Genomic DNA, 26,057 nt, shown 5'->3' with positions numbered 1-26,057 from the left:
CGAGAAGTTATGGCACGACGGCGTTTGGGATCAGTGAAGCGCGCGCCCTGAGGAAGGGTGCGATGCGAACGTGGTTAAGGACCGGCTAAGCGTTTGGTCCGGCGCCGCGCTCGAGAATGTCGAAATAGAAGGCGACGACGTCTTCAGCCATGCCGAGCACCGTGAAACGTTGTTCCGCAATGGCCTGCAGGGCGGCCGACCGTTCCAGAAAGGGACGGGAGTCGGTCATGAAGAGACGCATCTGCCCTGCCAGCGCCTCGACGTCGTCGGGCGGGACGAGGGGGATCGGAATCCCCGAAATCATCTCCGGAATGCCCCCGACGTCGGTGGCGATCAGCGGCATGCCGGCTGCGATCGTCTCCAGCACGATATAGGGAAAGGATTCGGCCCGGGACGGAACCACGACGCAGCGGCCGCGGGCAAACGCGACCCGCGCTGGCATGGGGCCGGGGAATGAAACCTGTGCCGAAAGCTTGCGGCGCTTCACGAGAGACTTGAAGCGCGCTTCATGGGGGCCGACCCCGACGATGACCGCCCGCACGTCTTTCATGCCGTGCTCGGTCTTCAGCCGCGCCAAGGCCTCGATGAAAACGTCGACTCCCTTCAGGTCCCGAAGCTCCCCGACGAAGAGGAAGTCCGCGGCGTTCTCGTCAATGGCGGGATCGTAGAACTCGCGCAGATAGAGACCGTTGGGAACGACCTTGCTGGGGCAGGGCACCGGGCCTATTCGCGCCTCGTATATCCGCTTGGCGTACTGGCTTTCGAACAGCAGCCCGTCCGTGAGAGGCGCCAGCCGCCGCTCCGCCGCGATATAGACCTTGCCAGCGAAACGACCGGGATCGAAGTGCAGGCTGCCGCCATGGGGCGTGTAGAACGCGAAGATCCGCACGCCCTTGCGTTTCAAGGCGCGGGCCGCCAGCCGGGCATAGGCGCCGCCCTTGGCCCCGTGGCCATGCAGAATGTCGGGCTCGGTCTCCCCGGCAATTTCTCGCACCCGGCGGGTGGCGAGCCAATCGCCGAGACCGGGCTGACGCGACATGGGTATGCGCCGCACGCCGAGGGCGCAATGATCGTCTAGACCGGCGAGAATCTCCTCAGCCGTTTCGCCGCCACCCCGCGAATCGCAGACCACGCCGACATCGAGCCCCATCTCCGCCTGGGCGCGGATCAGATCCCGCACATGACGAAACAGGCCGCCCACCGGCGCGCGCAGGCAGTGCAGGACGCGCAGCGGGCGGCTCATGGAGACGCCCGCCGGGTGTCGCGAGTCTGCCGTTCAGAAGAGGCGTTCGAGGACATAGATCGTATCGCCAGGCTGTACGGGGTAATCGCTCGGCACCACGACCGTGCTCATCACCCCGTCGAACCGCCGGGTCAATCGCACCTTCCGCTCGTTGGCGCGCTCCGTATAGCCTCGGCCGTTGCCACCGCTTCCTCCACGGTCATGCCGCTGACATAGGGATACTTTCCGGCCCGCTGGACCTCGCCGAGGATGTAGAACGGCCGATAGGTCTGCACCTCGACGCTCACCTTCGGGTTCTTCACGTATTCGGCGCCCAGATCCCGCTCAATGACCCCGGCGAGCTGGCGCGTGGTCAGCCCGCGGGCGCGAATCGAGCCGAGCAGCGGCATGGAGATATAGCCGCTTCCGTCGACCGCATAGACGCGGGAAAGGTTCTGCTGCCCGAACACGACGATGCGCAGCTCGTCGCCGCTATCGAGTCGGTACGTATCGTGCAAAGGAACCGGTGCCCCGGGAATCGCTCCTGCGGGCGCCTTCACATACTGCCCCGGAGGCGGCAGCGGCGAAGGAGTATTGAACACCGGGGCAGGGAGGTTAAGTCGCGGAAATCCGCGCATATTGCACCCGCCCAACCCCACGCCCAAAACTGCCGAAAGCAGCAGGAGCCTGACGAAAACGAATCCGATATTGCGCCAACTATTCATGCCTTTGGTCTAAGCCATGTATAGTTAATGAATGCTCACCAGCCGTCCTGAAGCAGGTCAGCGCTTAAGCATTTGGTTACCGCGAAGAGTCAGTAATGGCGCTGCACACGAACAGGGATTTAAGTGAGTCTATGCACTCCGATCAGAGCCTTCCGCGCGGCGACGACATCGACCTCGTAACGCTCGGCCGCGCCGTCTGGCGCGCCAAGCTCTGGATCGTGGGCCTGGCGCTCCTTGCGGGCGTCATCACCTTCGTCGCCCTTTCGATGATGCGCCCGGTCTACACCTCCGAGGCACGCATCCTCATCGAGAACGACGAATCGACCTATCGGCGCCCGACGGGAGACCAGGGAGCGCCTGCCGCGCCGGCCCTCGACGAGCAGGCGATCCAGAGCCAGGTGCAAGTGCTCACGTCGCGTGATCTGATCCTGAAGGTTGTCGAGGAGCTGGATCTCGCCAACGATCCTTCATTCGCCCAGGACGCGGACGTCGGCCTCGTCGACGGACTGCTTATGCGTTTCGGCTTGAGGTCGCAGAAATCCCAGGACGAGCAGGCTGCGGCATCCTTTGCCGACCATCTCCTGGTCTACCAGCTCGGCAAGTCGTCCGTGATCGCGGTGGCCTACACCTCCGGCGATCCGGATCTGGCGGCCAAGGCCGCCAATAGTCTCGCCCGGGCCTATATAGAATGGCAGCGGGAAGCCAAGCTTGCCCAGACCCGCGATGCCACGGCATGGCTCCGCAGCCAGATCGACGCTCTGCGCGACCGGGTCGCGGAATCAGAAGCCGCCGTCGAGAATTTCCGCGCGCAGGAAGGCATCTATGCCGGCTCGAACAACGTCGATCTCACCGCCCAGCAGCTTTCCGAGCTGAACAGCAAGTTGATCCTCGCCAAGGCCGAAAAGTCGGAGGCCGAGGCGCGCGCCCATATGATCCGGCAAATGCTGGCCGATAACGGGCAGATCGAAGCCACGTCGGAAGTCCTGAAATCGTCTCTCATCAGCGCCCTTATCGAACAGCGCGTCCAGGTCCAGCGCCAGCTCGCCGAGCTTTCCGCGACGCTGCTTCCTTCTCATCCGCGCATCCAGCAGCTGAATTCCGAGCTCGCCGACGTGCGCGCCCAGATCCGCGACGAGGCGCGCAAGATCGCCCAGAGTCTCGAGAACGAGGCGAAGGTCGCCGATGCCCGCGTTAAATCCCTCACCAACAGCCTGAAGGCCGCGAAGACCCAGGCCTCCGGCGAAAGCAATGCCGAGATCCAGCTTCGCGCTCTCCAACGCGAGGCGAAATCAAACCGCGATCTGCTGGAATCCTATCTGGCGCGCTATCGCGATGCGAGCGCCCGCGGCGACGTGGGCGCCGTTCCGGCCAATGCCACAATCGTCTCTCAGGCCTATCCCGCGACGAGCCCGTCCTTCCCGAAGAAGCTGCCCATCACGCTTCTGGTCATGGTGGCTGTCGCTCTCGTGGTACTCGCCTACGTCCTGGCCCGCGAGCTGATCCGCGCGACCAGCATCTCCGTCGCCCGCACCCGCCGCATCGAGCCGGCGGAGGGGCGGTACCGCGACGACCTCTATGACGAGCCAAATCCGGCCCTGTCGCGCGGGACAGACGTCCCCGAAGGCGCCCTTGAAGACGCACCGGCAGAAGACGCCCCGCCGGATGATGATGCGAGCGACGATGTGGAGGAGCCCAGCACCGAAGCTCAGATCAAATCAGTGCAGGAGGTGCTGGCCCGCTTCCGGGAGCCAAAATCTGCTGCTGCCTCGACCGCCGGCGCGCCCCAGAGCCGCGCGCTGACCACGACCGAGGAGCGCGATACCGACAGCCAATTGCCCGTACAAAGCAGCGCCCAGCCCAGCGTTCCGATCGCACTCCCGGCCAAGGACGCCGCTGATGTCGAGGGGATGAGCCCCCTGGAGCGCTACCTACGGCAGCGTTCGGGCCGTGCACCCGTTGGAGACGAGGCGCCTCGGAACGAGAGCGAACGTCGCGACATTCGAAGCGGCAGCCGCGGCGAAGGGGGTGTGATCCGCAATATCGATACCTTGCGCGACCGCTTCACCGAGCAGCTCGATACGCGGGAATCGCCCGTCGCGCTGATCACGCCGGTCTCCGCCGAGAATGCTCTGCCGGAAGCCATCCAGCTTGCGCGGCCGATCGCAAGAGGCGGCAAGACGGTACTGCTTCTGGACATGGCGCAAGGCGCCACGACGGTCTCCGACTTTCTCGGCTTGCGACGCTCCCCCGGCTTCAACGAGCTTCTCGCCAATGCCGCGGCCTTCGAAGATGTCCTGCGCGTCGACGACGAAACGCCCCTGCAGGTGATTCCCGCCGGCAGCCCCAATCTGGTGGCACCGCCCGGCGAGCTGAAGAGCTTCGTGAGGATTCTCGATGCGCTGCGCCAGACCTACGATTGCGTCGTGATCCATAGCGACTTCGCGCGGAGCAAGCATTTCGCTTCGGCGCTCCATGGCGAGCTGGCCACCGGCGTCGCGCTCTTCGCCGCCGACACGGTCGAGGAGGACGAAAGCCGCCTCGACGAGCTGCAGGAGCTGAAGTGCAACTTCCTTCTCTATGAGCGCGCGGTCAGCGCCGAGAAGGATACGGACGAGGGCCGCCGTCAGCGGATGGCCGCAAACTAGCGGCGCCCCGGTCTCCTATTCGTCGTCTTCCGAACTGGAATCCCCCTGCCGGGCGAAAAGCTTGCGGCGGATCTTCTGTGCCATGGGCCACAGATAGGGGTTGTTCTTGATCGAGCGCTTTGCGCGCGACAGGTTCGACAGCGGCAGGGTCACCATCAATCCTTGCGGATTGAAGGCGATGTAGGAATCGAACAGCGGACGGATCACGTCCGACCAGCGCTCCTTGTGACGGGCGCCGCCGACTCCGATGTCGTAGTAGGACAAGCCCTGCTCGCAGGCCCATTGGATTTCCCGCCGGAGCAGCACCAGGCCCGGCGAATAGCGCTGCATGTCGCTCTCGGCGAGAGAGGACATGCTCACTGCCAGGGTGTTGCCGCAGATCGAGCCGCTGAACGTCGCGGCTACGAACTCGCCGACCTTGAGATAGCCCATGCAGAGCCGGGCGGGATCGCCCTTAGGCAGGACCGCCAGCGCGCGGCAGAAATCGCGGATTGGCGGCGTGAAGGGATCGTCCACCCCCATCTTCGCGAATTGCAGCTCGCGCTGCTCGAAGAAGATCTCCAGCATTTCCCGCTGTTCTTCATCCGTCTCGCCCCATCCGAAGACGAGCTCGCCTTCTTCCGCCAGCTTCCGCTCCCGCCGGCCGTATTTGCGTCGGGACTGTTTCCCGAAGCGCTGGTTATAAAGGGTCTCGAAGTCGCCGAGCTTCACCGCGTAGCCTTCGCTGGGGTGCGGCTGATGGGCCATTCGGGCGAACGGGTTGGGCGCGTCGTTCCATTCGAAGGGCTGACCTAGGAGCAAGGCTGCGCTCACCTGCGCGCGCTCGGCGATCCGCGTCAGCAGCCGTTTGACGTCGTCGGCCTTGAGCCCTTGGGCCGCCTCGGGGCTGTTCAGCCCCATATTGTAGTTGGCGTGGCCCTGGCCGAGCCACGTCAGCACCGGCCGGCCGAAAGCCGTCCTCCGCTCAAACGACCATATGAAGAGGGGGTTGCCATCGCGGTAGCCGATCGCGATGACGGGTCGGCCGTTTGCTGGGGCCAGGATCTCGCGGATCCAGGCATCAACATAGCTGTAGGTCTGGCTGGGGCTGAAGGTCGCGGCGTCCTGCAGCTCAGCCCAAACTTCCTTCAAGGACTCCGCGTCGTGACGGACATCCAGTAGGATCGGGCCGATCGCCGTATCGATGGTGGACGGCTGGGACGTGCCGAAATGGGGCGCTTGCATCCCCATCTCCGTACGCTGAAACGCTGTAGATGTCATGAGTTGACACACCTTTCCGACCCCTGAGCCACCCGAATGCTCAATAAGCAAGTTTCGCGCCCGGAAAAACTTTTGAAAGAATGGCCGTGGCAGAGTCGCCAGACCGCGGCCCGACCTTTGCACGGGTCGCGTTAATGGTTGATAGGCGAGGGAGGATTTCGGTGGCGAAGGTTAAGAGGGCCATGTTCAAGGCCGCCATGTCGGGGCTCTACCACTCCGGCGCGACCCGCGTCCTTTCGCCTTTCACCCAGGGAAGCGGCCTCATCTTCATGCTGCATCAGGTGCGGCCCGCCCGACACCGGGAGTTCAACCCGAACGGCATCCTCGAGATCACGCCGGAATTCTTCGAAGCCGTCCTCGACCAGACCGAAGAGGCGGGGCTCGATATCGTGAGCCTCGACGAGGCGGTCACGCGTCTGAAGCAGGGGGACGACCGCCGCTTCGCCTGCCTCACCTTCGACGACGGCTATCGCGACAATTTCGAATACGCCTATCCGATCCTGAAACAGCGCAACCTGCCGGCGACCATCTACATCCCGACCGATTACCCCGAACGCCGCGGCGAGCTGTGGTGGCTCGCCCTCCAGGAGGTCATCGCCCGCGCCGACGAGATCGAGCTCTGTCGCGACGGCGATCTCTGGCGTCTGCCGTCAGCCACCGTGGCGGAGAAACGAAGGGCCTTCGAACAGGTCTATTCCTGGCTCCGCGCGACCGATCAGGTGACCCAGCGTCAGGTGGTCCGGGCGCTTTCGGAACGCTACGGCGTCGATATGGAGGAGATGTGTCGGGATCTCATCATGGATTGGGACGAGATCCGCACTCTCGCCGAGGATCCGCTGATCACAATCGGCGCTCATACCAAGGGTCACTATGCTCTGGCGAGGCTGTCGGCGGAGCAGGCCAGGGAGGAGATGAAGGGCGGCGCGGATTGCCTTCAGGAGAAGCTCGGCGAACGCCCGGCTCATTTCGCCTATCCCTACGGAGATGAGACCAGCGCGGGCCCCCGCGAATTCCACATCGCCAAGGAGCTCGGCTTCAAGACCGCCGTCACGACGCGGAAGGGGATGCTGTTTCCCGCCCACAAGAACTATCTGACGGCGTTACCCCGCGTTTCCCTCAATGGCGACTATCAGTCTCTGACTTATACCGGGCTCTATCTCTCCGGCGCACCGTTCGCGCTCTATAACCGGTTCCGCGAGGTCAACGCGGCCTAGCCGCGGCCGGGATTACTCCTGGGGTGCGTTCGGATCCGGCTTCTGCATCCATCGGATCAGCAAACCCGCGGGCAGGACCCAGAGGATACCGGCGACCAGGAAGTAGCCGAACTTCACGAGGGTCGGGGCTTCAAGGATTCGCCCCGAGCCGATGGCCGCGGCGATCAGCACATAGATCAGCACGAAGCTCACCAGAGCGATCACGCCGAAGAATTTGCGGACGGGGCGGGTCATGCCCGTCCTATAGCTCCGAAAGGGGCTCCGCGAAAGCGTTGCACGCTTCAGCCCGTCCGGTGCGGCACTATCGCGTAGGTGCGCCGATTGAGTTCCCCAGGCGGCCTCGCTAAAGGATAGTCATGAGCACCGTGGCCACGCCCGCAATGGCGGAAACCCCGACCGTCACCGACGCCCCGAGCCGGCACCGCAACGCCTTGCGGATCTGGCTGTCTGCGGTGGCTGTCATGATCGTCGCCATGATCCTCGTCGGCGGCGCCACCCGCCTTACCGATTCCGGGCTTTCCATCACCGAATGGCAGCCCATCGTCGGCATCGTGCCGCCGCTGTCCGATGCCGATTGGGCGAACGCCTTCGAGGCCTACAAGCAGATCCCCGAATACACTCACGTCAATCCAGACATGGATCTGGAGGGGTTCAAGAGCATCTACTGGTGGGAATGGGCCCATCGCTTCCTGGGGAGGATGATCGGCTTCGTCTTCTTCCTGCCTTTCATCGCCTTCTGGATGGCCGGCTACATCCCCCGGGCCCTGTGGCCGCGTCTTCTCGGCCTTTTCTTGCTGGGCGGTCTGCAGGGGACCGTGGGCTGGTACATGGTGAAGAGCGGCTTGGTCGATCGCGTGGATGTCAGCCAGTACCGTCTCGCCGCCCATTTCGGCATCGCCGTGCTGATCTTCGGCTACACGCTCTGGCTGATCCTGTCCCTGAGCGCCAAGCGGCGTATCCCGTTGGCCTCCGCCGCGCCCACCTGGGTGGCCGCACTCCTGCTCGGCCTCGTCTTTCTGCAGCTCTTGCTGGGGGCGCTGGTCGCCGGCCTCGATGCGGGTTTCAGCTTCAACACCTGGCCGCTCATGGCCGGTACTTTCGTGCCCGAGGGTCTTTACGATCAAACGCCCTGGATCCTGAACCTCTTCGAAAATCCCATGACCGTGCAGTTCGATCACCGCATGGTCGCCTACGGGCTGATCGCGGCCGCAGTCGCCCAGGCGGTCTGGCTGTGGCTCACCAAACGCCCGCCGGTGATTATCGGCAGCGCGCTGGTGCTCGCCGTCGCCGCCATGATGCAGGCGGTCATCGGCGTCTGGACGCTGCTCCTATCCGTCCCGCTGCCCTTGGGCCTCGCCCATCAGGCCGGCGCCATCCTGGTCTTCGGCTTCGCCGTCTTCCATTTCTGGCTGACCGTCAAGGGCGTGCCCGTGGAAGACCCCTCCCGCGATCAGAAGCTCGCGAGCGCCTGATCCAGGTCGGCAATGATGTCGTCCTTGTCCTCCAGCCCGATCGACAGACGCACCACGTCGTCGCCGGCTCCGGCCGCCGCCCGTTGATCGTCCGAAAGCTGGCGGTGGGTGGTGGACGCCGGATGGATGATCAGGCTCCGCGTATCCCCGATATTGGCCAGATGGCTGAACAGCTCGACGGATTCGACAAGCTTCACACCCGCTTCGAAGCCGCCCTCCAGACCAAAGGTGAAGACGGCGCCGGCGCCCTTGGGGCAGTACTTCTCAGCGAGCCCACTGAAACGGCTGCTCGCCAGCCCCGCATAGTTTACCCAGGCGACCTTCTCATGGGCCTCCAGCCATTGCGCGACCGCAAGCGCATTTTCGCAATGACGCTGCATGCGAAGCGGAAGCGTCTCGATGCCTGTAAGGATCAGGAAGGCGTTCATCGGCGCGATCGCCGGGCCGAGATCGCGCAAGGCCAGCACCCGGGCCGCGATGGCGAAGGCGAAATTGCCGAACGTCTCGGCCATGGTGATGCCGTGATAGCTCTCTAACGGCTCCGACATGGTCGGATATTTGCCCGATGCCATCCAGTCGAACGTGCCGCAATCGACCAGCGCGCCGCCCACCGAATTGCCGTGGCCGCCCAGGAACTTGGTCAGCGAATGGACGATGATGTCCGCCCCGTGCTCGGCGGGCCGCACCAGATAGGGCGTGGCGAGAGTGTTGTCGACGATGAGAGGGACGCCGGCCTCCTTGGCGACCTTTGCGATCGCCTCGATATCGCTGACCACGCCACCGGGATTGGCGATGGATTCGATGAAGATCGCCCGCGTCTTGTCGGTCACCTGGGCACGGAACGACTCGGGGTCCTCGGTGTCGGCCCATTTCACGGTCCATCCGCATTTGGCGAAGGAATAGGAGAACTGGTTGATGGACCCGCCATAGAGCTGGCGCGCGGCGATGAACTCCGCGCCGGGTTCCATCAGCGTATGGAAGATGAGATTCTGCGCCCCGTGGCCGGAGGCCGTGGCGAGCGCCGCGGTGCCGCCCTCGAGCGCCGCGAGCCGCTCCTCGAGCACGGCGGCGGTCGGGTTCATGATCCGGCTGTAGATGTTGCCGAAGGTCTCCAGATTGAACAGCGCCGCCGCGTGCTCGGTATTGTCGAAGACATAGGACGTGGTCTGGTAGATCGGCGTCACCCGCGCGCCCGTCGCCGGATCGGGCCGCGCGCCCGCATGGATCGCCAAGGTATCGAAACCGGGTTGCCGCTCTTGCATCATGACTGAACCTCCCGAATGCGTTCTGCTTTTCCGGAAGTCATAGCAGAGACGGGGAGGGGACGCCTTCCTTACGTGGAGCAAAATACTGGCGCGCGGAGGCCTATCGCTTGGGACCGAGCGTCCGCTGCTGGCCGCCTGTGGCGCCCATGCCGGGCCGGCGGCTGGAGAGCACCCGCGAATTGACGCCGGTCCAGCCGATCTCGCCCGAAAGCCGGCCATACTCGATCTTCGGGCACCGGTTCATAACCACCTTCAGGCCCGCCGCCTCGGCGAGCGCGGCCGCTTCCTCGTCGCGCACCCCGAGCTGCATCCACACCACCTTGGCCCCGATCGCGATGGCCTGTTGCGTGATGCCGTAGGCGGCATCGGCGCTGCGGAAAATATCGACCATGTCCACCGGCCGGTCGATCTGCGCCAGAGATTCGAACACTCTCGCGCCGGCGATATCCTTGCCGCCATGGCCCGGATTGACGGGGATGACGTCATAACCTTTGGCCATGAGGTATTTCGAAACGAAATAGCTCGGACGAGACGGCTTCGGGCTCGCGCCCACCACGGCGATCGTCCGCACGCTGTCCAGGATCTCGCGAATCTCGCGATCCGAGTAGGTCTCCTGGCGCCCACCGCTCATCTCAGGTGTCATGTGGCCCGGCTATTCCCCGTCCGGCCAGCACGGCTTGCGTTTCTCCAGGAAGGCCCCGATGCCCTCCTGCGCCTCGGCGTGGAGCATGTTGTCCACCATGACGGTCGCGGCATAGCCGTAAGCCTCGTCGAGGGACAGTTCCGCCTGGCGGTAGAACGCCTCCTTGCCGATCTTCACCGTCGCCCTCGGCTTGGACGCGATGGTGTCCGCCAGGGCCATGGTCTCGTCCATGAGGCGATCGGCCGGCACGGCACGGTTGATCAGACCCATGACCTGAGCCTGCGCTGCCGGGACCATCTCGCCGGTCAGGAGCATCTCCATCGCCGCCTTCGGCGGCACGTTGCGGCTCAGCGCGACCATGGGCGTCGAACAGAAGAGGCCGATATTCACCCCCGGCGTGGCGAAGCGGGACTCTTCCGAGGCGACCGCCAGATCGCAGCTCGCCACCAACTGGCAGCCAGCCGCCGTGGCGATGCCGTTCACCGCGGCGATCACCGGCTTCGGCGAGCGCACGATGGACAGCATCAGCCGGGAACAGGCGGTCATCACATTCACGTAGAAGCTCCGGCCGTTATCCTCATCCCCCCGGTGCCGCGTGAGCTCCTTCAGATCGTGGCCCGACGAGAACGCCGGACCGTCGCCCGTCAGCACGATGACCTTGACGTCGCGCTTCTGGCCGAGCGCGCGGATCTCTTTGGTGAGAGCGGCGATCATTCCGAGCGAAAGGGCGTTCCGCTGGTCCGGCCGATTGAGTGTCAGAACGGCCACCGCGCCCCTGACCTCGCGAAGCACGTAAGGCGGCTCGCCTGTTTCAGGCGCAGCGCTTCCCGATACCGTCTCCATCTGATCCATTGCCCTCATCTCCCAGCAAAGAGCCAACCGAAGCGCTTGAAGCTACACGAGAATTGCCGGTTCCGCGAGCCGATCCGCGCATGTGGTAATATAATACCGCTATGCTAATAGACGAAACTCACTACGTTTTTTCCGGTTGACCAACCTTTCCAAGTTTGTTTACAAGCGCCGAACTTTTGCAACGAGTGGATCATGAAAACCTATTCTGCCAAAGCGAGCGAGATCGAGAAGTCCTGGGTGTTGATCGACGCCGAAGGGCTGGTTGTCGGCCGTCTCGCCGCCATTATCGCCACGCGCCTGCGCGGCAAGCATAAGCCGAGCTACACTCCTCATATGGATTGCGGCGACAACATCATCGTCGTGAATGCCGACAAGGTGGTCTTCACCGGCAACAAATTCACCGACAAGACCTACTACTGGCACACCAATCATCCCGGCGGCATCAAGAGCCGCACTGCGGAGCGCATCATGGAAGGTGCGCACCCGGAGCGCGTTCTGCACAAGGCCGTTGAGCGGATGTTGCCGCGGGGCCCGCTTGGCCGCCAGCAACTGAAGAACCTGCGCGTCTATGCCGGCGCCGAGCATCCTCATGAGGCCCAGACGCCCGAGACGCTCGATGTCGCCAGCCTCAGCGCCAAGAACAAGAGGGACGCGTAATCATGGCTGAAGAAGCAAAGACGCTCGAGGATCTCGGTACGCTGACCGGTGGCACGGAAGCCTCCGACGCTCCTGTCTACGAGCAGAAGCTCGACGCCCAGGGCCGCGCATACGCGACCGGTAAGCGGAAAGAGTCCGTCGCCCGCGTTTGGGTGAAGCCCGGACCCGGCCGCATCCAGATCAACGGCAAGGAGCACGACAAGTATTTTGCGCGCCCCGTGCTGCAGATGATCCTGAAGCAGCCCCTGGTGACGTCCAACCGGGAAGGCCAGTTCGACATCGTCTGCACGGTGTCCGGCGGCGGTCTGTCGGGCCAGGCGGGCGCCGTCCGTCACGGCATCTCGCTGGCGCTGACCCGCTACGAGCCGGAGCTGCGCAGCGTCCTCAAGAAGGAAGGCTTCCTGACCCGCGACGCCCGTACCGTGGAGCGTAAGAAGTACGGCCGCGCCAAGGCTCGCCGGAGCTTCCAGTTCTCCAAGCGCTAGGCGCTCATCCAAAGTTTGGTTTGGCGGCGGCCCGGCAGCTTATCCTGTCCGGGCCGTTTGCTTATCTGATCCGCATTTTCAAGGCCGAAGGTTTCACCATGGCGTCCAAATCGAAGATCGCAGCCGCCGTTCTCGGCGCGTCCGGCTATACGGGCGCCGACCTGATCCGTCTTGCCGCGCTCCATCCCGGCATCGAGATCAAGGCGCTGATCGCCAAGAGCCACGCCGGTCAGCCTCTCGCCAAGGTGTTTCCCCATCTGGGCGTGCTGGGGTTGCCGGATCTGGTCACCTCGGAGGAGGTGGACTGGGAGGGCATCGACGTCGCCTTCTGCGGACTGCCCCATGCGACCGCCCATCAGGAGATCGCCAAGCTGCCGGAATCCGTAAAGGTCGTCGACATGTCGGCCGACTTCCGGCTGCGCGATCCCGACACCTATACCCAGTGGTATGGCGGCGCGCACGGCGCCACGGATCTTCTCGGACAGGCGGTCTACGGCCTCACCGAGCATTACCGCGACTGCATCAAGGACGCGCGGATCGTGGCCTGTCCGGGCTGCTATCCCACGGCGATCCTCCTCGCCATGCTTCCCCTGGTGAAGCGGAAGCAGATCGACGCGGGCGCCATCATCGTCGACGCGAAATCCGGCGTGACCGGCGCGGGGCGGGCGCTGAAGCAGAACACGCTCTTCGCCGAAGCGGGCGAGGGCCTCTCGCCCTACGGCATCGGCGCCCACAGGCACATTCCGGAACTGGAGCAGGAAATCGGGCAGGCGGCGGACGAGACCGTGCGGGTGAACTTCACGCCCCACCTGGCCCCCATGGCGCGCGGCGAGCTTTGCACCTGCTATGTCGCGCTCAAGGACGACGCGACGGTCGACTCCCTGCGGGATGCCCTGCGCGACGCCTATAAGGATGCGCCTTTCATTCAGCTCCTGGAGGACGGGTCCATTCCCGCGACCCAGAATGTGCGCGGCTCCAACTATTGCCAGATCGCCGTCTTCGCCGACCGGCTGGAAGGACGCGCCATCGTCGTGGCTGCGATCGACAATCTGGTGAAGGGCTCCGCTGGTCAGGCGCTCCAGAACTTCAATCTGATGTTCGGTTTCGACGAGACCGAAGGCCTGAAGCAGCTCCCGCTCTTCCCGTAGGAAGATCAGGCGTCTCGGCCCGCCGGCGCTGCCAGAAACGCCAGAGGGCGACGACCGCCCAGATCGCCTCGACCACGCCGAACGGCCAGGCGCCTTGCAGGAAGCCATAGGCGCTCGCCAGCAGGCACGCCCCGGCGAAGGCCAGCACGAACCACGCGCTGCGGTCTTCCAAGGCGTAGGTGAGCAGCATGGCGCTGACGGCCGCCAGCCCGAATAGCGTGAGGGGATCGAGAGTCATTTTGGACGCCGTTCTGGATGCAGCCTCGCGGGTCTAGACCCGCACGCGCACATAGGACCCCGGCGCATCTTCGATCGGCGGGTAGGGTCCCGCGGCGGGATCGCGGGCCGGGACCTTCACACCGGATCGCTCCGAAAGCCAAGCTGACCAGTTCGGCCACCAGGACCCTTGGGTCTCCGTCGCGCCGCGGCGCCAGGCCTCCAGCGTATCCGCCGGCTCGCCGCTCCAGAACTGATATTTATGGCGCTCGGGCGGATTGATGACGCCGGCGATATGGCCCGAGCCAGCCAGCACGAACCGCACCGGCCCGCCAAACAGCTTGGCGCCGATGAACACCGAATTCGCCGGCGCGATGTGATCCTGCTCCGCCGCGAGATGATAGACGGGGATGCGGATCTTCTTCAGCTCCAGCGGTACCCCGTCGATGGTCATCTCGCCCCGGGCGAGCTTGTTATGCTGGTAGAACTCCCGCAGGTAATAGGCGTGGTTCGCCGCCGGCATCCGCGTCGAATCCGAGTTCCAATACAGCAGATCGAAGGGCAGGGGTTTCTTCCCCAAGAGGTAGTTGTTGACCACATAGGGCCAGATCAGGTCCCGCGGCCGGAGCATGTTGAACACCGCCGCCATGCGCGACCCGTCGAGATAACCGTCCGCGCTCATCATCTCGTTGAGATCGGCGAGTTGCCCCTCGTCGACGAAGACGAGCAGGTCCCCGGCCTGTGTGAAATCCACCTGTGCAGTCAGGAAGGTCGCCGAGGAGATGCGGTCGTCGCCACGCGCCGACATATAGGCCAGGGCGGCGGAAAGCAGCGTACCGCCGACGCAATACCCCATGGCGTTGACGTAATGCAGGCTCAGCTGGCGCTCGACCACCTCCAGAGCGGTCAGCACGCCTTCGTGCATGTAGTCCTCGAAGGATTTCAGCGCGAGCTTGGAATCCGGATTGACCCAGGAGATGACGAAGACCGTGTAGCCCTGCTCGACCGCCCATTTGATGAGCGACTTCTTCGGCACGAGATCCAGGATGTAATATTTGTTGATCCACGGCGGCACGATCAGCAGCGGACGCTCGAACACTTGCTCCGTCGCCGGCGCATACTGGATCAGCTGCATGATCTCGTTCTGATAGATCACCTTGCCCGGCGTGACCGCCAGGTTCTCGCCGACCTCGAACGCATCCAGATCGGTCTGGCTGATGCGCAGGATGTCCTTCGAGCGCTCCAAATCCGCGGCGAGCTGATGCATGCCCTGGACGAGATTGTCCGCATTGCTCGATACCGTCGTCCGGACCACCTCCGGATTCGTAAACGGGAAATTGGACGGCGAGATTGCCGTGAGGATCTGGTTGAGATGGAACAGCGCCTTGTGGCGGGTCGGCTCGTCAATCCCTTCCGTCTCGCGCGTCAGCGCCTCCGCCCAGCGCGCAGTGAGCAGATAGGCCTGCTTCCAGAAATCGTAGAGCTCGTTTTCGGTCCAATCCGGATCGCGGAACCGGTTGTCGCCCGGATCGGGCTGGATCACCGGCTCGACCGGCTCGCCCATCATGCGCCGCACGGTGCGCGCCCATAACGTGCCGTAGGACTGGAACAGATCCCGTTGCGCTTCGGCCAGCCGCGCAGGATCGCTGACCCATTGCTTCGCGACCTCGGCGAGCGTCTTGGTGGCTTCGCTGATCTCCGACGCGACGCTATAGGCGCCTTCGTCGCGCCTGCTCCGCTGCGCGAGGACCCCCATGACATGGGCGCCTTCGTTGCAGAGCCGGACGATATTATGGGTGATTTCGTCGAACCGGGCGAACTCGCCATACGGTTCCTGATCGTCCCCGGACTCGTCGTTCCGCTTCTGCATAGTCGACCCTACGCCGCCTCCCGATTTGTATCGTTAGATCAGACTATAGGGACATTCGGGCCCAGCCTGAAACCCCGACCGGCAAATTCTAACCGGGCAGGGGGCTGCTAGCCGGATTCTGCGTCAGCCGAATGAAGTTTCGGCCGGCGCTAGAGATACCACTGAATGAAAACGGCGAGCACGGCGACGCCGACGAATCCCGAGATGAAGGCGATCCGCATGGGGACCGTCCTCAAAGCGATCTCGCCCTGTCTCGCCTTTCGCCCGGCAACGGTGCGCCCGTCCTTCACGTGCCGGCGATGGCGGTATGTCATGATTGGCCCCTTTCGTTCCGCAACATCCGAGCACTGTCAAACGGGGACGCGTGCCCAAGGTTCCGTGGAGCCGATTCGCGGCTGCGGCGCGACCGCGCGGGCACCAAATTGCCTTTCCAGGAGCAAGATTTGTTGCGAGAAAGCCGCGCTCTCAACCGAATCTTCGTTCAAGAGATAGAAGCGCACAGGCTTTGGCCCCCTTCGGCTTCCGCCTCAAAAAGCGCCATGTTAAGACTTGAGCACTGGGGACAGACAGAAAATGGTCGGAAACAAGACCGTGACCAGCTCGGAACATCGCCGCGTCGCGAAGCGGCTTCTGCCGTTCGCGATCATCGCTGCATTCGCCGCAGGGCTCGCAGGCTGCTCGGAATCCATCAGCTCGGTATCCGTACCGCGCTTTTCGGAACTCATGCGCGGCTATGACGACACGCTGACGGCCCAGCAGCAGAAAGACGCCATCGCCGAGCTGCAGAAAGACCAAGCCCAGGCGGAAGCCGCCAAAAATTAGCCTTTTCAAGAATTAGGCGTATGATGCCTCAAACGTTGGACGCATCGGAGCGCCAGCGTCGCATCAGCGCGAACAACCACACGAAAAGCCAGCCATGACCAACGACTTCCACAGAATCCGGCGCCTGCCTCCTTACGTCTTCGAGCAAGTCAACAAGCTCAAGGCTGCCGCGCGCGCCCGGGGCGAGGACATTATCGACTTCGGCATGGGCAATCCCGACATGCCGACGCCTCAGCACATCGTGGAGAAGCTGGTCGAAACCGTGCGCAACCCGCGCACCAACCGCTATTCCGCGTCCAAGGGCATCCAGGGGCTCCGCCGCGCCCAGGCCGCGTATTACCAGCGCCGGTTCGGTGTCGCTCTCAACCCCGAGACCCAGATCGTGGCGAGCCTCGGCTCCAAGGAAGGCTTCGCCAATATGGCGCAGGCCATCACCGGTCCCGGCGACGTCATCCTGGTCCCGAACCCGACCTATCCCATTCACGAGTTCGGCTTCATCATGTCGGGCGGCGTCATCCGGCATTTGCCTGCGGCGACGGATTCGACCTTCATGACCTCGCTCGACCGCGCTGTGAAGCACTCCGTGCCGAAGCCCACCGCGCTCGTCCTCAACTACCCGTCGAACCCGACAGCGCTGGTCGCCGATCTCGACTTCTATAAGGAGGTCGTGGCCTACGCGAAGAAGCACGAGCTCATCGTGCTCTCCGATCTCGCCTACGCGGAAATCTATTTCGACGATGTGCTGCCGCCGTCGATCCTCGAAGTCGAGGGCGCCATGGACGTGGCGGTCGAGTTCACCAGCCTGTCCAAGACCTACGCTATGCCGGGCTGGCGCATGGGCTTCGCCGTCGGCAACGAACGGCTGATCCAGGCGCTAACCCGCGTCAAATCCTATCTCGACTACGGCGCCTTCACGCCGATCCAGGTCGCCGCAACGGCCGCCCTGAACGGTCCGCAGGACTGCGTCGACGAGATCCGCGCCGTCTATAAGAGCCGCCGCGACTGCCTGGTCGATTCGATCGGCCGTGCGGGCTGGCACATCCCGTCTCCGCCAGCGACCATGTTCGCCTGGGCGCCGATCCCGGAGAGCTTCGCACATATGGGCTCCCTGGAGTTCTCCAAGCTTCTCCTGGAAAAGGCGGGCGTCGCCGTTTCGCCGGGCATCGGTTTCGGTGAATACGGAGAGGGCTACGTGCGCATCGCGCTGGTCGAGAACGAGCAGCGTACCCGTCAGGCGGCCCGCAATATTCGGAAACTGCTTTTAGAATCCGAAAACGCGCGGCATAACGTGATCCCCATAACGTCCAACGCAAATCACGCGCGCTAGTTTTTACCTATGCCGAATTCATTGAAATTGGGCCTGGCCGGTCTCGGCACGGTCGGTGCAGGCGTTTTGCGGTTGCTCGACGCCCACGCCGGGCAGATCGCTGCCCGTGCCGGACGCCCCGTCCAGGTCGTCGCCGTCTCCGCCCGCGACCGCAGCAAGAAGCGGGACGCGGTCATCGACAACTATCGCTGGGTCGATGATCCGATCGCGCTCGCCCAGGATCCGGAGATCGACGCCTTCGTCGAACTCATGGGCGGCGAGGAAGGCATCCCCAAGGAATCCGTCGAAGCGGCCCTGAAGGCCGGCAAGCATGTGGTGACCGCCAACAAGGCGCTGCTCGCCCATCACGGCGTCGCGCTGGCGAAGCTCGCCGAGGAGAACGACGTCGCCCTGAACTTCGAGGCGGCCGTCGCCGGCGGCATTCCCATCGTCAAGGTGATGCGCGAGAGCCTGCAAGGCAACGCGATCTCCCGCGTCTATGGAATCCTCAACGGCACCTGCAACTACATCCTCACCCTGATGCAGGAGGAGGGCGCCACCTTCGACGACGCCCTGAAGGAGGCCCAGGAAAAGGGCTATGCGGAGGCCGATCCCACCTTCGATATCGGCGGCTTCGATACAGCCCATAAATTGGCGTTGCTGACCAGCCTCGCATTCGGGGTCGAGACGGCCTTCGAGGATATCTATGTTGAAGGCATTCAACGGATCGCCGCCGCCGACATCGAGGCCGCCGATCGCCTTGGCTATCGGCTGAAGCTTCTGGGCGTAGCGGCTGCAACCGAGCACGGCATCGAACAGCGCGTGCACCCGGCCATGGTCGCCAAGCACACGCCTGTGGCCGAGACCTTCGGCGCCCAGAACTGCGTGCTCATCGATGGCGACTTCGTCGAGGACGTGATGCTGAGCGGGCAGGGCGCGGGCGCAGGCCCGACCGCCTCCGCCGTCATGGGCGACATCATCGAGCTCGCCCGCGGCCACATCTTCGCGCCGTTCGCCACCAAGACCGCCGATTTGAAGCCGTATCCCAAGGCTGAGATGGGCGGCCATGCCGGAAGCTACTATCTGCGGCTCACGGTCCGCGACCAGACCGGCGTCATCGCAGGCATCGCCACCCGCATGGCCGAGCAGGACATCTCGCTTGAAAGCATCGTCCAGCACCGTCAGCGCACCGATATTCCTGGTGTCGACGAAGACGAGGTGCACACGGGCCCCGTCGATGTGGTCATGATCACCCACGAGAGACCGAAGCGGCGATCCAAAAAGCGCTCGCGGCCATCGAGGGTGACGGACATGTTGTAGCAAAGCCACAAATGATCCGTATCGAGAGTCTATAATAGTCGCGTAGAATCGCCTTCGGCCGTTACGAATAAAGAAAAGGCCACCTGGGAGGGAGGGCTGCGGCTATGTTGCCGTCATCGAAGCCGGAAGAAACCGGCTCCACGATTACTTTGGATATCGCCTCGGTGACCGAGGCTGCCGCCGTCGCGGCCGCCCATTGGCGCGGGCGGGGCGACGAGGCGGCCGCGGACGATGCTGCCATCGAAGCTGCCGCCGACGCTCTGAACCGGCTGGATGCCAAAGGCATCATCGTTGTCGGCGAGGGCGAGGAGGACGAGACCGACCGGCTTTTCACCGGTCAGCAGGTCGGCTCTCCCGATTGCAATCTTCAGGTCGATATCGCCGTCGATGCCCTTGAGGGGACGACGGTTTGCGCCAAGGCCCTTCCCAACGCCATGTCGGTGATCGCCGTCGCCAAGCGGGGCGACCTGCTCGAGGTGCCGGCGATCTACATGAACAAAATCGCCATCGGCCCCGGTTACGAGGAGGACGTCGTCGATCTGGACGCGACCCCGGCGGAGAATCTGGGCCGTCTGGCGGAGGCGAAGGGTGTACCCATAGAGAACCTGACGGCCTGCGTTCTCGACCGGCCCCGCCACGCCAAGCTGATCGAGGAGATCCGGGCGACCGGCGCGGCGCTCCGCCTGATCGGCGATGGCGATATCGCAGGTGTTATCCACACCACCGCGACCCGCGCCACCGGCATCGATATCTATATGGGGATCGGCGGCGCCCATGAGGGCGTTCTCGCGGCCGCCGCGCTGGCCTGTATCGGGGGACAGATGCAAGGCCGGCTCTTTCCGGCCAACGACCAGCAGCGGGAGCGCGCCCGTGCGGCGGAAATCACCGATATCAACCGCAAATACCGACTGGCGGAGATGGCCTCCGGCGACGTCAGCTTCGCGGCCACCGGCATTACCTCGGGCTCCTTCCTGGAAGGCGTGCGCTTCACGCCGCGAACCGTGATCACCCATACCGTGGTCATGCGCTCGGCCAACCAGACCAACCGCTGGGTGCGCACCGAGCGCCGCATCGGTGGAGAACTTCCGAGTCCCAGAAATCCGGGTCGAATCGGCTAAGCTGAACGGTCTTAGGAATAGCCTCTTTCGGGCACTCGGCTGAGCCGTGCCCGACCCAACGGACCGTGAGTGACCCCATGGGCGCAGTGCTGCCCGAACGAGCATCCGGATTTGCAGACGAGACCGAGGCCTTCCTCGGCGTCGACCGGTCCGCCGGCGGCCGGCGCTGGCGGCAGCGCCTGGACACCGCGCGCGAGCATCTCGCCACCGCGATCGCGCAGCAGAATGGACTGCCAGAGATCCTGGGCCGGGTCTTGGCCGCCCGCGGGGCCGAGCCTCAAACCGTCGAAGATTTCTTCAATCCCACCTTGCGCACTTTGATGCCGGACCCGGCGAGCCTCCAGGACATGGAGACCGCCGCCGCGCGCTTCGTGGCGGCCATTCGGAACGACGAGCCGGTCGCCATCTTCGGCGATTACGACGTGGACGGGGCCTGCTCCATCACACTCCTAGAGCGCTTTCTCCGCCACCACGGCAGGAAAGCTGCGCACTACATCCCGGACCGGCTGACCGAAGGCTACGGGCCATCCGATGCCGCCATGCTCGGGCTGCGCGAGGAGGGCGCCACCCTCATCCTCACCGTCGATTGCGGCACGGCCTCCCATGGGCCCATCGCGGCGGCGAACGAGGCGGGAGCGGATGTGATCGTCCTCGACCATCACCAGGCGGACGAGACTCTGCCGGAGGCGCTGGCCGTGGTGAACCCGAACCGGGAGGACGACATCTCCGGCCTCGGCCATCTTGCCGCCGCCGGCGTCGTCTTCATGTTCCTGGTCGCCGTGACCCGCCAACTCCGGGCAGCGGGGTTCTATGACCATAGGGCCGAACCCAACCTACTGAGCTTCCTCGACCTCGTGGCCCTGGCGACGATCTGCGACGTGGTGCCGTTGCAAGGCATCAACCGCGCCTTTGTGGCCCAAGGGCTCAAGATCCTGAGACTTCGGCAAAATCCGGGACTTCGGGCCCTCGGGGATGTGTCCAGGATCGACGAGGCCCCGAGCGTCTACACCCTCGGCTTCGTGTTCGGTCCGCGGATCAATGCGGGCGGCCGCACCGGTTTCTCAGGTCTCGGTACGGCGCTGCTCTGCACCGACGACGACGTGGAAGCGCGCAGCCTTGCCGACCGCCTCGAAGCCCTCAACACCGAGCGGAAGGCCATCGAGGACAGTATGCTTCAGGAGGCCTTCGCAATCGCCGAAGCCGCCCTTGAAGCAGAGCCCGACAAGCCGCTGCTCATCGCCCACGGCGATGGCTGGCATAAGGGGCTGCTGGGCCTCGTCTCGAGCCGCGTGACGGAGCGCTTCGGGCGTCCCTCCCTGGTCATCGCATGGGACGAAGCGGGCGAGGGCACCGGATCGGGCCGCTCCATCGCGGGTGTCGATCTCGGCCGGGCGATCCGCGACTGCGTGACGGCGAAGCTGCTCACCAAAGGCGGCGGCCATGCCATGGCGGCAGGCTTCGCGCTTCGGCGGGACCGGCTCCAAGAGCTGGAGGACAGCCTCTGCAGCCAATTCCGGAACGGTGTGGCCGCAGCCGACGAGGCTCGCGAAATGCTGCTGGACGGCGCCCTCAGCGCCGCAGGGGCCACGCCGGAGCTTCTAGCGCTTCTGGACCAGGCCGGCCCCTTCGGCATGGGGCACCCCAAACCTCGCTTCGCCTTTCCGGCTCATCGGATCACCGGGATTCGCGTCATGAAGGGAACCCATATTCGCTGCCGGCTCCAGAGCCCGGATGGCGCACGGCTCGATGCCTGCGCGTTTCGGGCCGCCGAGGCGCCTCTGGGGAAGCTCCTCCTCGCCGCGGAGGGGCGCCCCCTCCACGTGGTAGGCCATCTTCGAATCAACCGCTGGCAGGGGCGGGAAACGGTCGAGTTGACCATCGAGGACGCCGCCGAGCCGCGATAGCGGCTCCCGAACCCACGCGCCGGGCCCTTTGTCGCAAAAAACCCGGCGATGCGCGCTTGCGGCGAGGCTCCAAGTTTTCTATATGGGCACCCTTGAACCGCAGCCGGACGTCACGTTCGGCGCGGCCGGCACGCCCCCTTCGTCTAACGGTTAGGACGCCAGGTTTTCAACCTGGAAACAGGGGTTCGACTCCCCTAGGGGGTGCCACCGCCTCTCCGGCTTTCCTACCAGCTTCCCGTATTCTCCATGGACGCCCAGGGCTCCTGAGGCCGCATGGGCTTGCCCTTCTGCAGAAGCTCGATGGAGATGCCGTCGGGCGAGCGGATGAACGCCATGTAGCCGTCCCGCGGCGGACGGTTGATGGTCACACCGTTCTTCTGAAGCTGCTCGCAGGTCGCGTAGATGTCCTCCACCTGATAGGCGAGATGGCCGAAATTCCGGCCGCCCGAATACTCCTCCGGATCCCAATTATAAGTGAGCTCCAGCTCGGCCTCGTCGTCGCCTGGGGCCGCGAGATAGATCAGCGTGAAGCGGCCCTTCTCGCTCTCCTTCCGCCGGGTCTCTTTCAGCCCGAGCTTGTTGCAGTAGAAGTCGAGGGACTCGTCGATATCGGCGACGCGCACCATAGTGTGCAGATATTTCATAGGCTTCCTCCTCTCGTCCGCCGTGCCGGCAACTCGATGTCGAGCCCGATCTCGGCGGTTTGTCCCACATGACAGAAACCGCGCCGGAGGCGATTTCGCAACGTCTGTTGCACAACGTCCACAACTCGGCCGGACCCCGCCGGACGGCCTTGCTCGGAACGGAATTTATATGGTGATAGAGGCATTTGCAGCCCCCGCCGCCGCCAAAAGCAAATCTAGCGCAAAACGGACCATTCGAGACCTTCGAAAGCACGATAGTGCTTGCCGATCATGCGCTTAAACCGGAGCGTTCGGGACATCTGATAACTCGCCGAGCCTTTGTGGAGAAGCCAAGATTCCCAAGGATTTTTCACTGGCCTCCCCAAGACCCAATGCTATGTTCGCCCGAGGGCAGATCGACTGATTCGTGCAGGCGTCAGCGATCGAAATAGCCAAGTACAAGCGGGGGAGTGCGGCTATGCGGGCGAAGGAATCGCCACAACCAGAGGACCACAGCCGAGAAGAAGAAGAGCCTGCCGTCGAGGTGATTGAAGTCTCCGGCGCGATCAAATGGTTCGACGCATCAAAGGGTTACGGCTTCATCGTACCGGACGGCGACATGCCGGATGTGCTTCTTCACGTCAGCTGCTTGCGCCGCGACAATTACCAGACAGCCTATGAGGGGACCCGCGTCGTCTGCGAGGCCGCCCGGCGCGACCGGGGCCTGCAGGCCCTGCGGATCATCACGATGGACGAGTCCACCGCGGTGCATCCGTCCCAGCTGCCGGAACGGACTCACGCCGCCGTCATTCCCGAAAGCGACTGGGAACGCGCGGTGGTCAAATGGTTCAATCGTCAGCGCGGCTTCGGTTTCCTGACCAGAGGCCCGCAGACCTCGGATATCTTCGTCCATATGGAGACGTTGCGGCGCTTCGGCTTCGCGGAGCTGCGCCCCGGCCAGATCGTCCAGGTCCGCTTCGGCCAGGGTCCCAAGGGCCTCTCGGCGGCGGAGCTTCGGCCGGACGGCGTGGCCGGACCGTCGTCCCACTAGGACAAGGGGTACGGCCGTGGCGTTCAGCGCTCGCATCATCGCGGCCATGCTATTCCTTGGACTTGCAGCGATTTATCCCGTTCCCCATGCCTCGGCCATGGGGACGGGCCGCTTGGTCCTGACGACCGAAACGGGAACCTATCCCTTCGCGGTGGAGGTCACGGAGACCGAAGCGGAGCAAGCCAAGGGCTTGATGTTCCGCCGGGATCTGGCCCCGGACGAGGGCATGCTCTTCCTCTATGACGAGCCCCACCAGATCACCATGTGGATGAAGAACACCTATCTGTCTCTCGACATGGTGTTTATCGGCGAGAATTGGCGGGTCAACCGCATCGCCGAGCGCACCGAGCCCTTCGCCCTCGATCAGATTCCGTCCAACGGGCCGGCCATCGGCGTTCTGGAGGTGGCGGCGGGGACGGCAAGGCGCATCGGCCTGAAGGTCGGCGATGCCGTCATCTTCGAAGCGGGCCGGTAGCCCGGATCGCCGCGCCGCAATCGGATCTTAAAGCTCTGGGCGCAATCTGCGGCGCTCGGAATCTTGCCGATCAGGTGCGAAGCCTGTATCTCCAAGGCAAGCGCTTCGGCCCGGCGGAAAGCCTCGACAGAGGATCCCGGTCCAAAGCGCGATACGGTCGTCGGGGCATAGCGCAGCCTGGTAGCGCACCTTGGGGAGCAGGGGGTCGCAAGTTCGAATCTTGCTGCCCCGACCAATCCGCCGGCAGCCTGCAAGGCGCCGACAAGCGAAGGGTGAGACAAAGATGGTCGCTCGCATCCACCAACCCGCCAAGAATGCCATGCAATCCGGCAGGGCGGGCACGCGCGAATGGGTGCTCGAGTTCGAGCCCGAGACGCCCAATGTCATCGAGCCCCTCATGGGCTGGACGAGCTCCTACGACACCAAGCGTCAGGTGCGCATGCGCTTCGACACCAAGGAAGAGGCCATCGCCTACGCCACCCGCCACGGCATTCCGTTCCGCCTGGAGGAAACCCATTCCTCCAAGGTGAAGCCGAAATCCTACGCGGAGAATTTCAAATACGGCCGTCCCGACCGCTGGACCCATTAGGGCCCGTGCGCCGGGCGGATCGCACGCGGACGGTCCCGTAGCTCAACCGGATAGAGCACCTGCCTTCTAAGCAGGGGGTTGCAGGTTCAAGTCCTGCCGGGATCACCAGCGCGCAGAGCGCGTCTCAGTCGATCCAGACGCTGAGAACCGCCACCAGTAAGTTCGCCACGATATACGTCGCCAGAAGCCAGATCACCCAGCGGCGGTCGTTTCGCGAGATACCCGCCTCGTGCTCGGCGAGCTCGCCCTTCCACGACGTCGCCACGATCCGGGTGAGCGCCAGGATGATGAAGAGATAGGCGAGCAGATAGACCTTATCCAGCATGGTCAGATAGTCGACGTCCGGCAGACCTGACGTCGCCGAGAGCTGCAGCGCCACCAGGGTCAGCAGGGCCGTGATGCCGAGACCGATCCGCCCCTCCACGTAGACCGGCCGCACGAAGAAGACGAGGGAGGCGCAGACGATGATCAGCAGGATCGGCACGAAGGTCTTGATCGTCATGGCCACGGCCGGTCGCGTCACCGGGATCGACAGCACCACCCGCGAATAGGGCTCCGAATCGCCGACGGAGAGATCCCCGAACCCCGTCGGATATTTGTGGCGCTCCACGCGCATGTGGGGCTTGCCGACCTGGAAGCCGGGCAGGGTGAGGACGGGATCCATCTCGACCGGAGTAGGACCGTCGAGCGCGTAGCCGAGCTTGCTCGCGCCCAATAGCGTATCCTCCATCACCACCGTCATGGTCTGGGTGTCGAAAGGGTAGTCCTCCAGGTTGAACTTGGTGGAGAACCGCCCCTGATACCGGATGATCGCGTAGAGGCTGCCGTCGGGCATCGTTTGCGGCTCGTCCATGAGCTCCTGACGGAGATTGTCGTCCGAAGCGTAGCGGTTCATGAACTCCATGGACTGATCGGGCCGGAGATTCGGATCCCGCCAGCGGAACCACACATAGAGGTCGACGGTGTAGTTGTTGGTTTTGAAATCCAGCTGCTGGATGTCGTTGATATAGGCGCCGATCTGAACCTGCTCGGGCTCCGCGGCAGCGGGCTGGGCAGCGCCGAGCGCAGTCAGCCACAGCGTGGCCAGCGCCCAGACAAGACGCAATATCCCGAACCCGATACGACCACTCCCAAACACCGACAGACGCTCCCCCGAAACACCACTTCCAACTGAG

General features: G+C 64.1%; 25 protein-coding genes, 3 tRNA genes and 1 pseudogene. 17 read left to right on the top strand and 12 right to left on the bottom strand.

All coding sequences use genetic code 11. The features are described from left to right. Positions 1 to 85 precede the first annotated feature (85 nt). Positions 86 to 1,243 carry a glycosyltransferase family 4 protein gene (locus A7A08_RS01860; RefSeq protein WP_083226356.1) on the bottom strand — a complete coding sequence of 386 codons (1,158 nt, stop codon included), beginning with the start codon at positions 1,241 to 1,243 and terminating at the stop codon, positions 86 to 88. 131 nt (positions 1,244 to 1,374) lie between these two features. Then, on the bottom strand, positions 1,375 to 1,740 hold the full coding sequence (locus A7A08_RS16675) for a polysaccharide biosynthesis/export family protein (protein ID WP_245290780.1): 366 nt from the start codon (positions 1,738 to 1,740) through the stop codon (positions 1,375 to 1,377). Positions 1,741 to 2,078: 338 nt separating this feature from the next. Between A7A08_RS16675 and A7A08_RS01850 the strand changes: the two genes are divergently transcribed. After that, positions 2,079 to 4,592 carry an exopolysaccharide transport family protein gene (locus A7A08_RS01850; protein WP_069093832.1) on the top strand — a complete coding sequence of 838 codons (2,514 nt, stop codon included), beginning with the start codon at positions 2,079 to 2,081 and terminating at the stop codon, positions 4,590 to 4,592. Positions 4,593 to 4,607: 15 nt separating this feature from the next. Here A7A08_RS01850 and A7A08_RS01845 read toward each other — a convergent pair whose 3' ends face one another. After that, on the bottom strand, positions 4,608 to 5,816 hold the full coding sequence (locus tag A7A08_RS01845; RefSeq protein WP_069093831.1) for a GNAT family N-acetyltransferase: 1,209 nt from the start codon (positions 5,814 to 5,816) through the stop codon (positions 4,608 to 4,610). 197 nt (positions 5,817 to 6,013) lie between these two features. Here A7A08_RS01845 and A7A08_RS01840 point away from each other — a divergent pair, with 197 nt between their 5' ends. Continuing rightward, positions 6,014 to 7,066 carry a polysaccharide deacetylase family protein gene (locus A7A08_RS01840; protein ID WP_069093830.1) on the top strand — a complete coding sequence of 351 codons (1,053 nt, stop codon included), beginning with the start codon at positions 6,014 to 6,016 and terminating at the stop codon, positions 7,064 to 7,066. Positions 7,067 to 7,078: 12 nt separating this feature from the next. Here the strand turns inward: A7A08_RS01840 and A7A08_RS01835 are convergent, their stop codons facing one another. Further along, positions 7,079 to 7,300 (bottom strand): DUF2842 domain-containing protein, encoded by a 222-nt coding sequence (locus tag A7A08_RS01835; protein ID WP_069093829.1) that lies wholly within the window; start codon positions 7,298 to 7,300, stop codon positions 7,079 to 7,081. Positions 7,301 to 7,422: 122 nt separating this feature from the next. Here A7A08_RS01835 and A7A08_RS01830 point away from each other — a divergent pair, with 122 nt between their 5' ends. After that, the gene (locus tag A7A08_RS01830; protein WP_245290779.1) at positions 7,423 to 8,538 is read left to right on the top strand and encodes a COX15/CtaA family protein; all 1,116 of its coding nucleotides are present in this window, start codon (positions 7,423 to 7,425) and stop codon (positions 8,536 to 8,538) included. On the opposite strand, the gene A7A08_RS01825 is transcribed toward A7A08_RS01830, so the two are convergent. From A7A08_RS01825 to A7A08_RS01815, 3 genes are all read right to left on the bottom strand, one after another. Next, complete coding sequence (locus tag A7A08_RS01825) at positions 8,517 to 9,800, bottom strand: O-acetylhomoserine aminocarboxypropyltransferase (RefSeq protein ID WP_069094266.1); 1,284 nt, start codon at positions 9,798 to 9,800, stop codon at positions 8,517 to 8,519. The two genes, A7A08_RS01830 and A7A08_RS01825, sit on opposite strands and share 22 nt — an antisense overlap. 103 nt (positions 9,801 to 9,903) lie before the next feature. Beyond that, positions 9,904 to 10,446, bottom strand: coding sequence for a CoA-binding protein (locus A7A08_RS01820; RefSeq protein ID WP_083226353.1), 543 nt, complete (start codon positions 10,444 to 10,446; stop codon positions 9,904 to 9,906). Positions 10,447 to 10,455: 9 nt separating this feature from the next. Next, positions 10,456 to 11,298 carry an enoyl-CoA hydratase gene (locus A7A08_RS01815; protein ID WP_245290778.1) on the bottom strand — a complete coding sequence of 281 codons (843 nt, stop codon included), beginning with the start codon at positions 11,296 to 11,298 and terminating at the stop codon, positions 10,456 to 10,458. Between the two features lie 192 nt (positions 11,299 to 11,490). On the opposite strand from A7A08_RS01815, the gene rplM reads away from it, so the two are divergent. The 3 genes from rplM (at position 11,491) to argC (ending at position 13,588) form a co-directional block, all read left to right on the top strand. Further along, positions 11,491 to 11,955, top strand: a complete 465-nt coding sequence (gene rplM, locus A7A08_RS01810) for a 50S ribosomal protein L13 (RefSeq protein ID WP_069093827.1) — start codon at positions 11,491 to 11,493, stop codon at positions 11,953 to 11,955. Positions 11,956 to 11,957: 2 nt separating this feature from the next. Then, positions 11,958 to 12,440, top strand: coding sequence for a 30S ribosomal protein S9 (rpsI, locus tag A7A08_RS01805; RefSeq protein ID WP_069093826.1), 483 nt, complete (start codon positions 11,958 to 11,960; stop codon positions 12,438 to 12,440). Positions 12,441 to 12,538: 98 nt separating this feature from the next. Beyond that, a complete protein-coding gene (argC, locus tag A7A08_RS01800; protein ID WP_069094264.1) occupies positions 12,539 to 13,588 on the top strand; it encodes an N-acetyl-gamma-glutamyl-phosphate reductase in 1,050 nt (349 codons plus the stop codon). On the opposite strand, the gene A7A08_RS15380 is transcribed toward argC, so the two are convergent. The 3 genes from A7A08_RS15380 to A7A08_RS15820 all read right to left on the bottom strand — a co-directional run bounded on the left by A7A08_RS15380 (position 13,527) and on the right by A7A08_RS15820 (position 15,988). Then, the gene (locus tag A7A08_RS15380) at positions 13,527 to 13,826 is read right to left on the bottom strand and encodes a hypothetical protein (RefSeq protein WP_245290777.1); all 300 of its coding nucleotides are present in this window, start codon (positions 13,824 to 13,826) and stop codon (positions 13,527 to 13,529) included. The genes argC and A7A08_RS15380 overlap by 62 nt on opposite strands. Before the next feature lie 33 nt (positions 13,827 to 13,859). Further along, positions 13,860 to 15,674 (bottom strand): PHA/PHB synthase family protein, encoded by a 1,815-nt coding sequence (locus A7A08_RS01795; protein WP_069093825.1) that lies wholly within the window; start codon positions 15,672 to 15,674, stop codon positions 13,860 to 13,862. Positions 15,675 to 15,823: 149 nt separating this feature from the next. Beyond that, on the bottom strand, positions 15,824 to 15,988 hold the full coding sequence (locus A7A08_RS15820; RefSeq protein ID WP_141693797.1) for a peptide ABC transporter permease: 165 nt from the start codon (positions 15,986 to 15,988) through the stop codon (positions 15,824 to 15,826). A 277-nt stretch (positions 15,989 to 16,265) separates the two neighbouring features. Between A7A08_RS15820 and A7A08_RS01790 the strand changes: the two genes are divergently transcribed. The 6 genes and pseudogenes from A7A08_RS01790 (at position 16,266) to A7A08_RS01765 (ending at position 22,351) form a co-directional block, all read left to right on the top strand. Next, entirely contained in the window at positions 16,266 to 16,496 is a 231-nt protein-coding gene (locus tag A7A08_RS01790; RefSeq protein ID WP_141693796.1) for a hypothetical protein, read from the top strand. A gap of 94 nt (positions 16,497 to 16,590) precedes the next feature. Next, on the top strand, positions 16,591 to 17,823 hold the full coding sequence (locus A7A08_RS01785; protein WP_069093823.1) for an LL-diaminopimelate aminotransferase: 1,233 nt from the start codon (positions 16,591 to 16,593) through the stop codon (positions 17,821 to 17,823). Between the two features lie 9 nt (positions 17,824 to 17,832). After that, positions 17,833 to 19,157: pseudogene (locus tag A7A08_RS01780) on the top strand (homoserine dehydrogenase). Positions 19,158 to 19,226: 69 nt separating this feature from the next. After that, complete coding sequence (gene glpX / locus A7A08_RS01775; protein WP_069093822.1) at positions 19,227 to 20,240, top strand: class II fructose-bisphosphatase; 1,014 nt, start codon at positions 19,227 to 19,229, stop codon at positions 20,238 to 20,240. A 65-nt stretch (positions 20,241 to 20,305) separates the two neighbouring features. Then, a complete protein-coding gene (gene recJ, locus A7A08_RS01770) occupies positions 20,306 to 22,144 on the top strand; it encodes a single-stranded-DNA-specific exonuclease RecJ (protein WP_342586609.1) in 1,839 nt (612 codons plus the stop codon). 132 nt (positions 22,145 to 22,276) lie between these two features. Further along, positions 22,277 to 22,351: transfer RNA gene (locus A7A08_RS01765), tRNA-Glu, on the top strand. Between the two features lie 17 nt (positions 22,352 to 22,368). Here A7A08_RS01765 and A7A08_RS01760 read toward each other — a convergent pair. Beyond that, complete coding sequence (locus A7A08_RS01760) at positions 22,369 to 22,788, bottom strand: VOC family protein (RefSeq protein ID WP_069093820.1); 420 nt, start codon at positions 22,786 to 22,788, stop codon at positions 22,369 to 22,371. Between the two features lie 457 nt (positions 22,789 to 23,245). Here A7A08_RS01760 and A7A08_RS01755 point away from each other — a divergent pair, with 457 nt between their 5' ends. From A7A08_RS01755 to A7A08_RS01735, 5 genes are all read left to right on the top strand, one after another. Further along, complete coding sequence (locus A7A08_RS01755; protein WP_069093819.1) at positions 23,246 to 23,818, top strand: cold-shock protein; 573 nt, start codon at positions 23,246 to 23,248, stop codon at positions 23,816 to 23,818. Positions 23,819 to 23,834: 16 nt separating this feature from the next. Continuing rightward, positions 23,835 to 24,293: a DUF192 domain-containing protein gene (locus A7A08_RS01750; protein WP_245290776.1), complete on the top strand. Its 459-nt coding sequence runs from the start codon at positions 23,835 to 23,837 to the stop codon at positions 24,291 to 24,293. A gap of 161 nt (positions 24,294 to 24,454) precedes the next feature. After that, positions 24,455 to 24,528, top strand: a tRNA-OTHER gene (locus A7A08_RS01745). Positions 24,529 to 24,576: 48 nt separating this feature from the next. Then, positions 24,577 to 24,882, top strand: coding sequence for an ETC complex I subunit (locus tag A7A08_RS01740; RefSeq protein ID WP_069093818.1), 306 nt, complete (start codon positions 24,577 to 24,579; stop codon positions 24,880 to 24,882). Between the two features lie 31 nt (positions 24,883 to 24,913). Further along, positions 24,914 to 24,990 (top strand) — tRNA-Arg (locus tag A7A08_RS01735). A 16-nt stretch (positions 24,991 to 25,006) separates the two neighbouring features. On the opposite strand, the gene A7A08_RS01730 is transcribed toward A7A08_RS01735, so the two are convergent. Beyond that, positions 25,007 to 26,020, bottom strand: coding sequence for a ligand-gated ion channel (locus tag A7A08_RS01730; protein WP_141693795.1), 1,014 nt, complete (start codon positions 26,018 to 26,020; stop codon positions 25,007 to 25,009). Between the last annotated feature and the right edge of the window lie 37 nt (positions 26,021 to 26,057).

The organism is Methyloligella halotolerans (assembly GCF_001708935.1).
GTDB lineage: Bacteria > Pseudomonadota > Alphaproteobacteria > Rhizobiales > Methyloligellaceae > Methyloligella > Methyloligella halotolerans.
This window is presented reverse-complemented; position numbering and strand designations above follow the sequence as displayed.

Coding starts and splice junctions, on each gene's coding strand:
- A7A08_RS01860 (WP_083226356.1), bottom strand. CDS start 1,243: ATGAGCCGCCCGCTGCGCGTCCTGCACTGCCTGCGCGCGCCGGTGGGC.
- A7A08_RS01850 (WP_069093832.1), top strand. CDS start 2,079: ATGCACTCCGATCAGAGCCTTCCGCGCGGCGACGACATCGACCTCGTA.
- A7A08_RS01845 (WP_069093831.1), bottom strand. CDS start 5,816: ATGCAAGCGCCCCATTTCGGCACGTCCCAGCCGTCCACCATCGATACG.
- A7A08_RS01835 (WP_069093829.1), bottom strand. CDS start 7,300: ATGACCCGCCCCGTCCGCAAATTCTTCGGCGTGATCGCTCTGGTGAGC.
- A7A08_RS01830 (WP_245290779.1), top strand. CDS start 7,423: ATGAGCACCGTGGCCACGCCCGCAATGGCGGAAACCCCGACCGTCACC.
- A7A08_RS01825 (WP_069094266.1), bottom strand. CDS start 9,800: ATGCAAGAGCGGCAACCCGGTTTCGATACCTTGGCGATCCATGCGGGC.
- A7A08_RS01820 (WP_083226353.1), bottom strand. CDS start 10,446: ATGACACCTGAGATGAGCGGTGGGCGCCAGGAGACCTACTCGGATCGC.
- A7A08_RS01815 (WP_245290778.1), bottom strand. CDS start 11,298: ATGGATCAGATGGAGACGGTATCGGGAAGCGCTGCGCCTGAAACAGGC.
- rplM (WP_069093827.1), top strand. CDS start 11,491: ATGAAAACCTATTCTGCCAAAGCGAGCGAGATCGAGAAGTCCTGGGTG.
- rpsI (WP_069093826.1), top strand. CDS start 11,958: ATGGCTGAAGAAGCAAAGACGCTCGAGGATCTCGGTACGCTGACCGGT.
- argC (WP_069094264.1), top strand. CDS start 12,539: ATGGCGTCCAAATCGAAGATCGCAGCCGCCGTTCTCGGCGCGTCCGGC.
- A7A08_RS15380 (WP_245290777.1), bottom strand. CDS start 13,826: ATGACTCTCGATCCCCTCACGCTATTCGGGCTGGCGGCCGTCAGCGCC.
- A7A08_RS01795 (WP_069093825.1), bottom strand. CDS start 15,674: ATGCAGAAGCGGAACGACGAGTCCGGGGACGATCAGGAACCGTATGGC.
- A7A08_RS15820 (WP_141693797.1), bottom strand. CDS start 15,988: ATGACATACCGCCATCGCCGGCACGTGAAGGACGGGCGCACCGTTGCC.
- A7A08_RS01785 (WP_069093823.1), top strand. CDS start 16,591: ATGACCAACGACTTCCACAGAATCCGGCGCCTGCCTCCTTACGTCTTC.
- glpX (WP_069093822.1), top strand. CDS start 19,227: ATGTTGCCGTCATCGAAGCCGGAAGAAACCGGCTCCACGATTACTTTG.
- A7A08_RS01760 (WP_069093820.1), bottom strand. CDS start 22,788: ATGAAATATCTGCACACTATGGTGCGCGTCGCCGATATCGACGAGTCC.
- A7A08_RS01755 (WP_069093819.1), top strand. CDS start 23,246: ATGCGGGCGAAGGAATCGCCACAACCAGAGGACCACAGCCGAGAAGAA.
- A7A08_RS01740 (WP_069093818.1), top strand. CDS start 24,577: ATGGTCGCTCGCATCCACCAACCCGCCAAGAATGCCATGCAATCCGGC.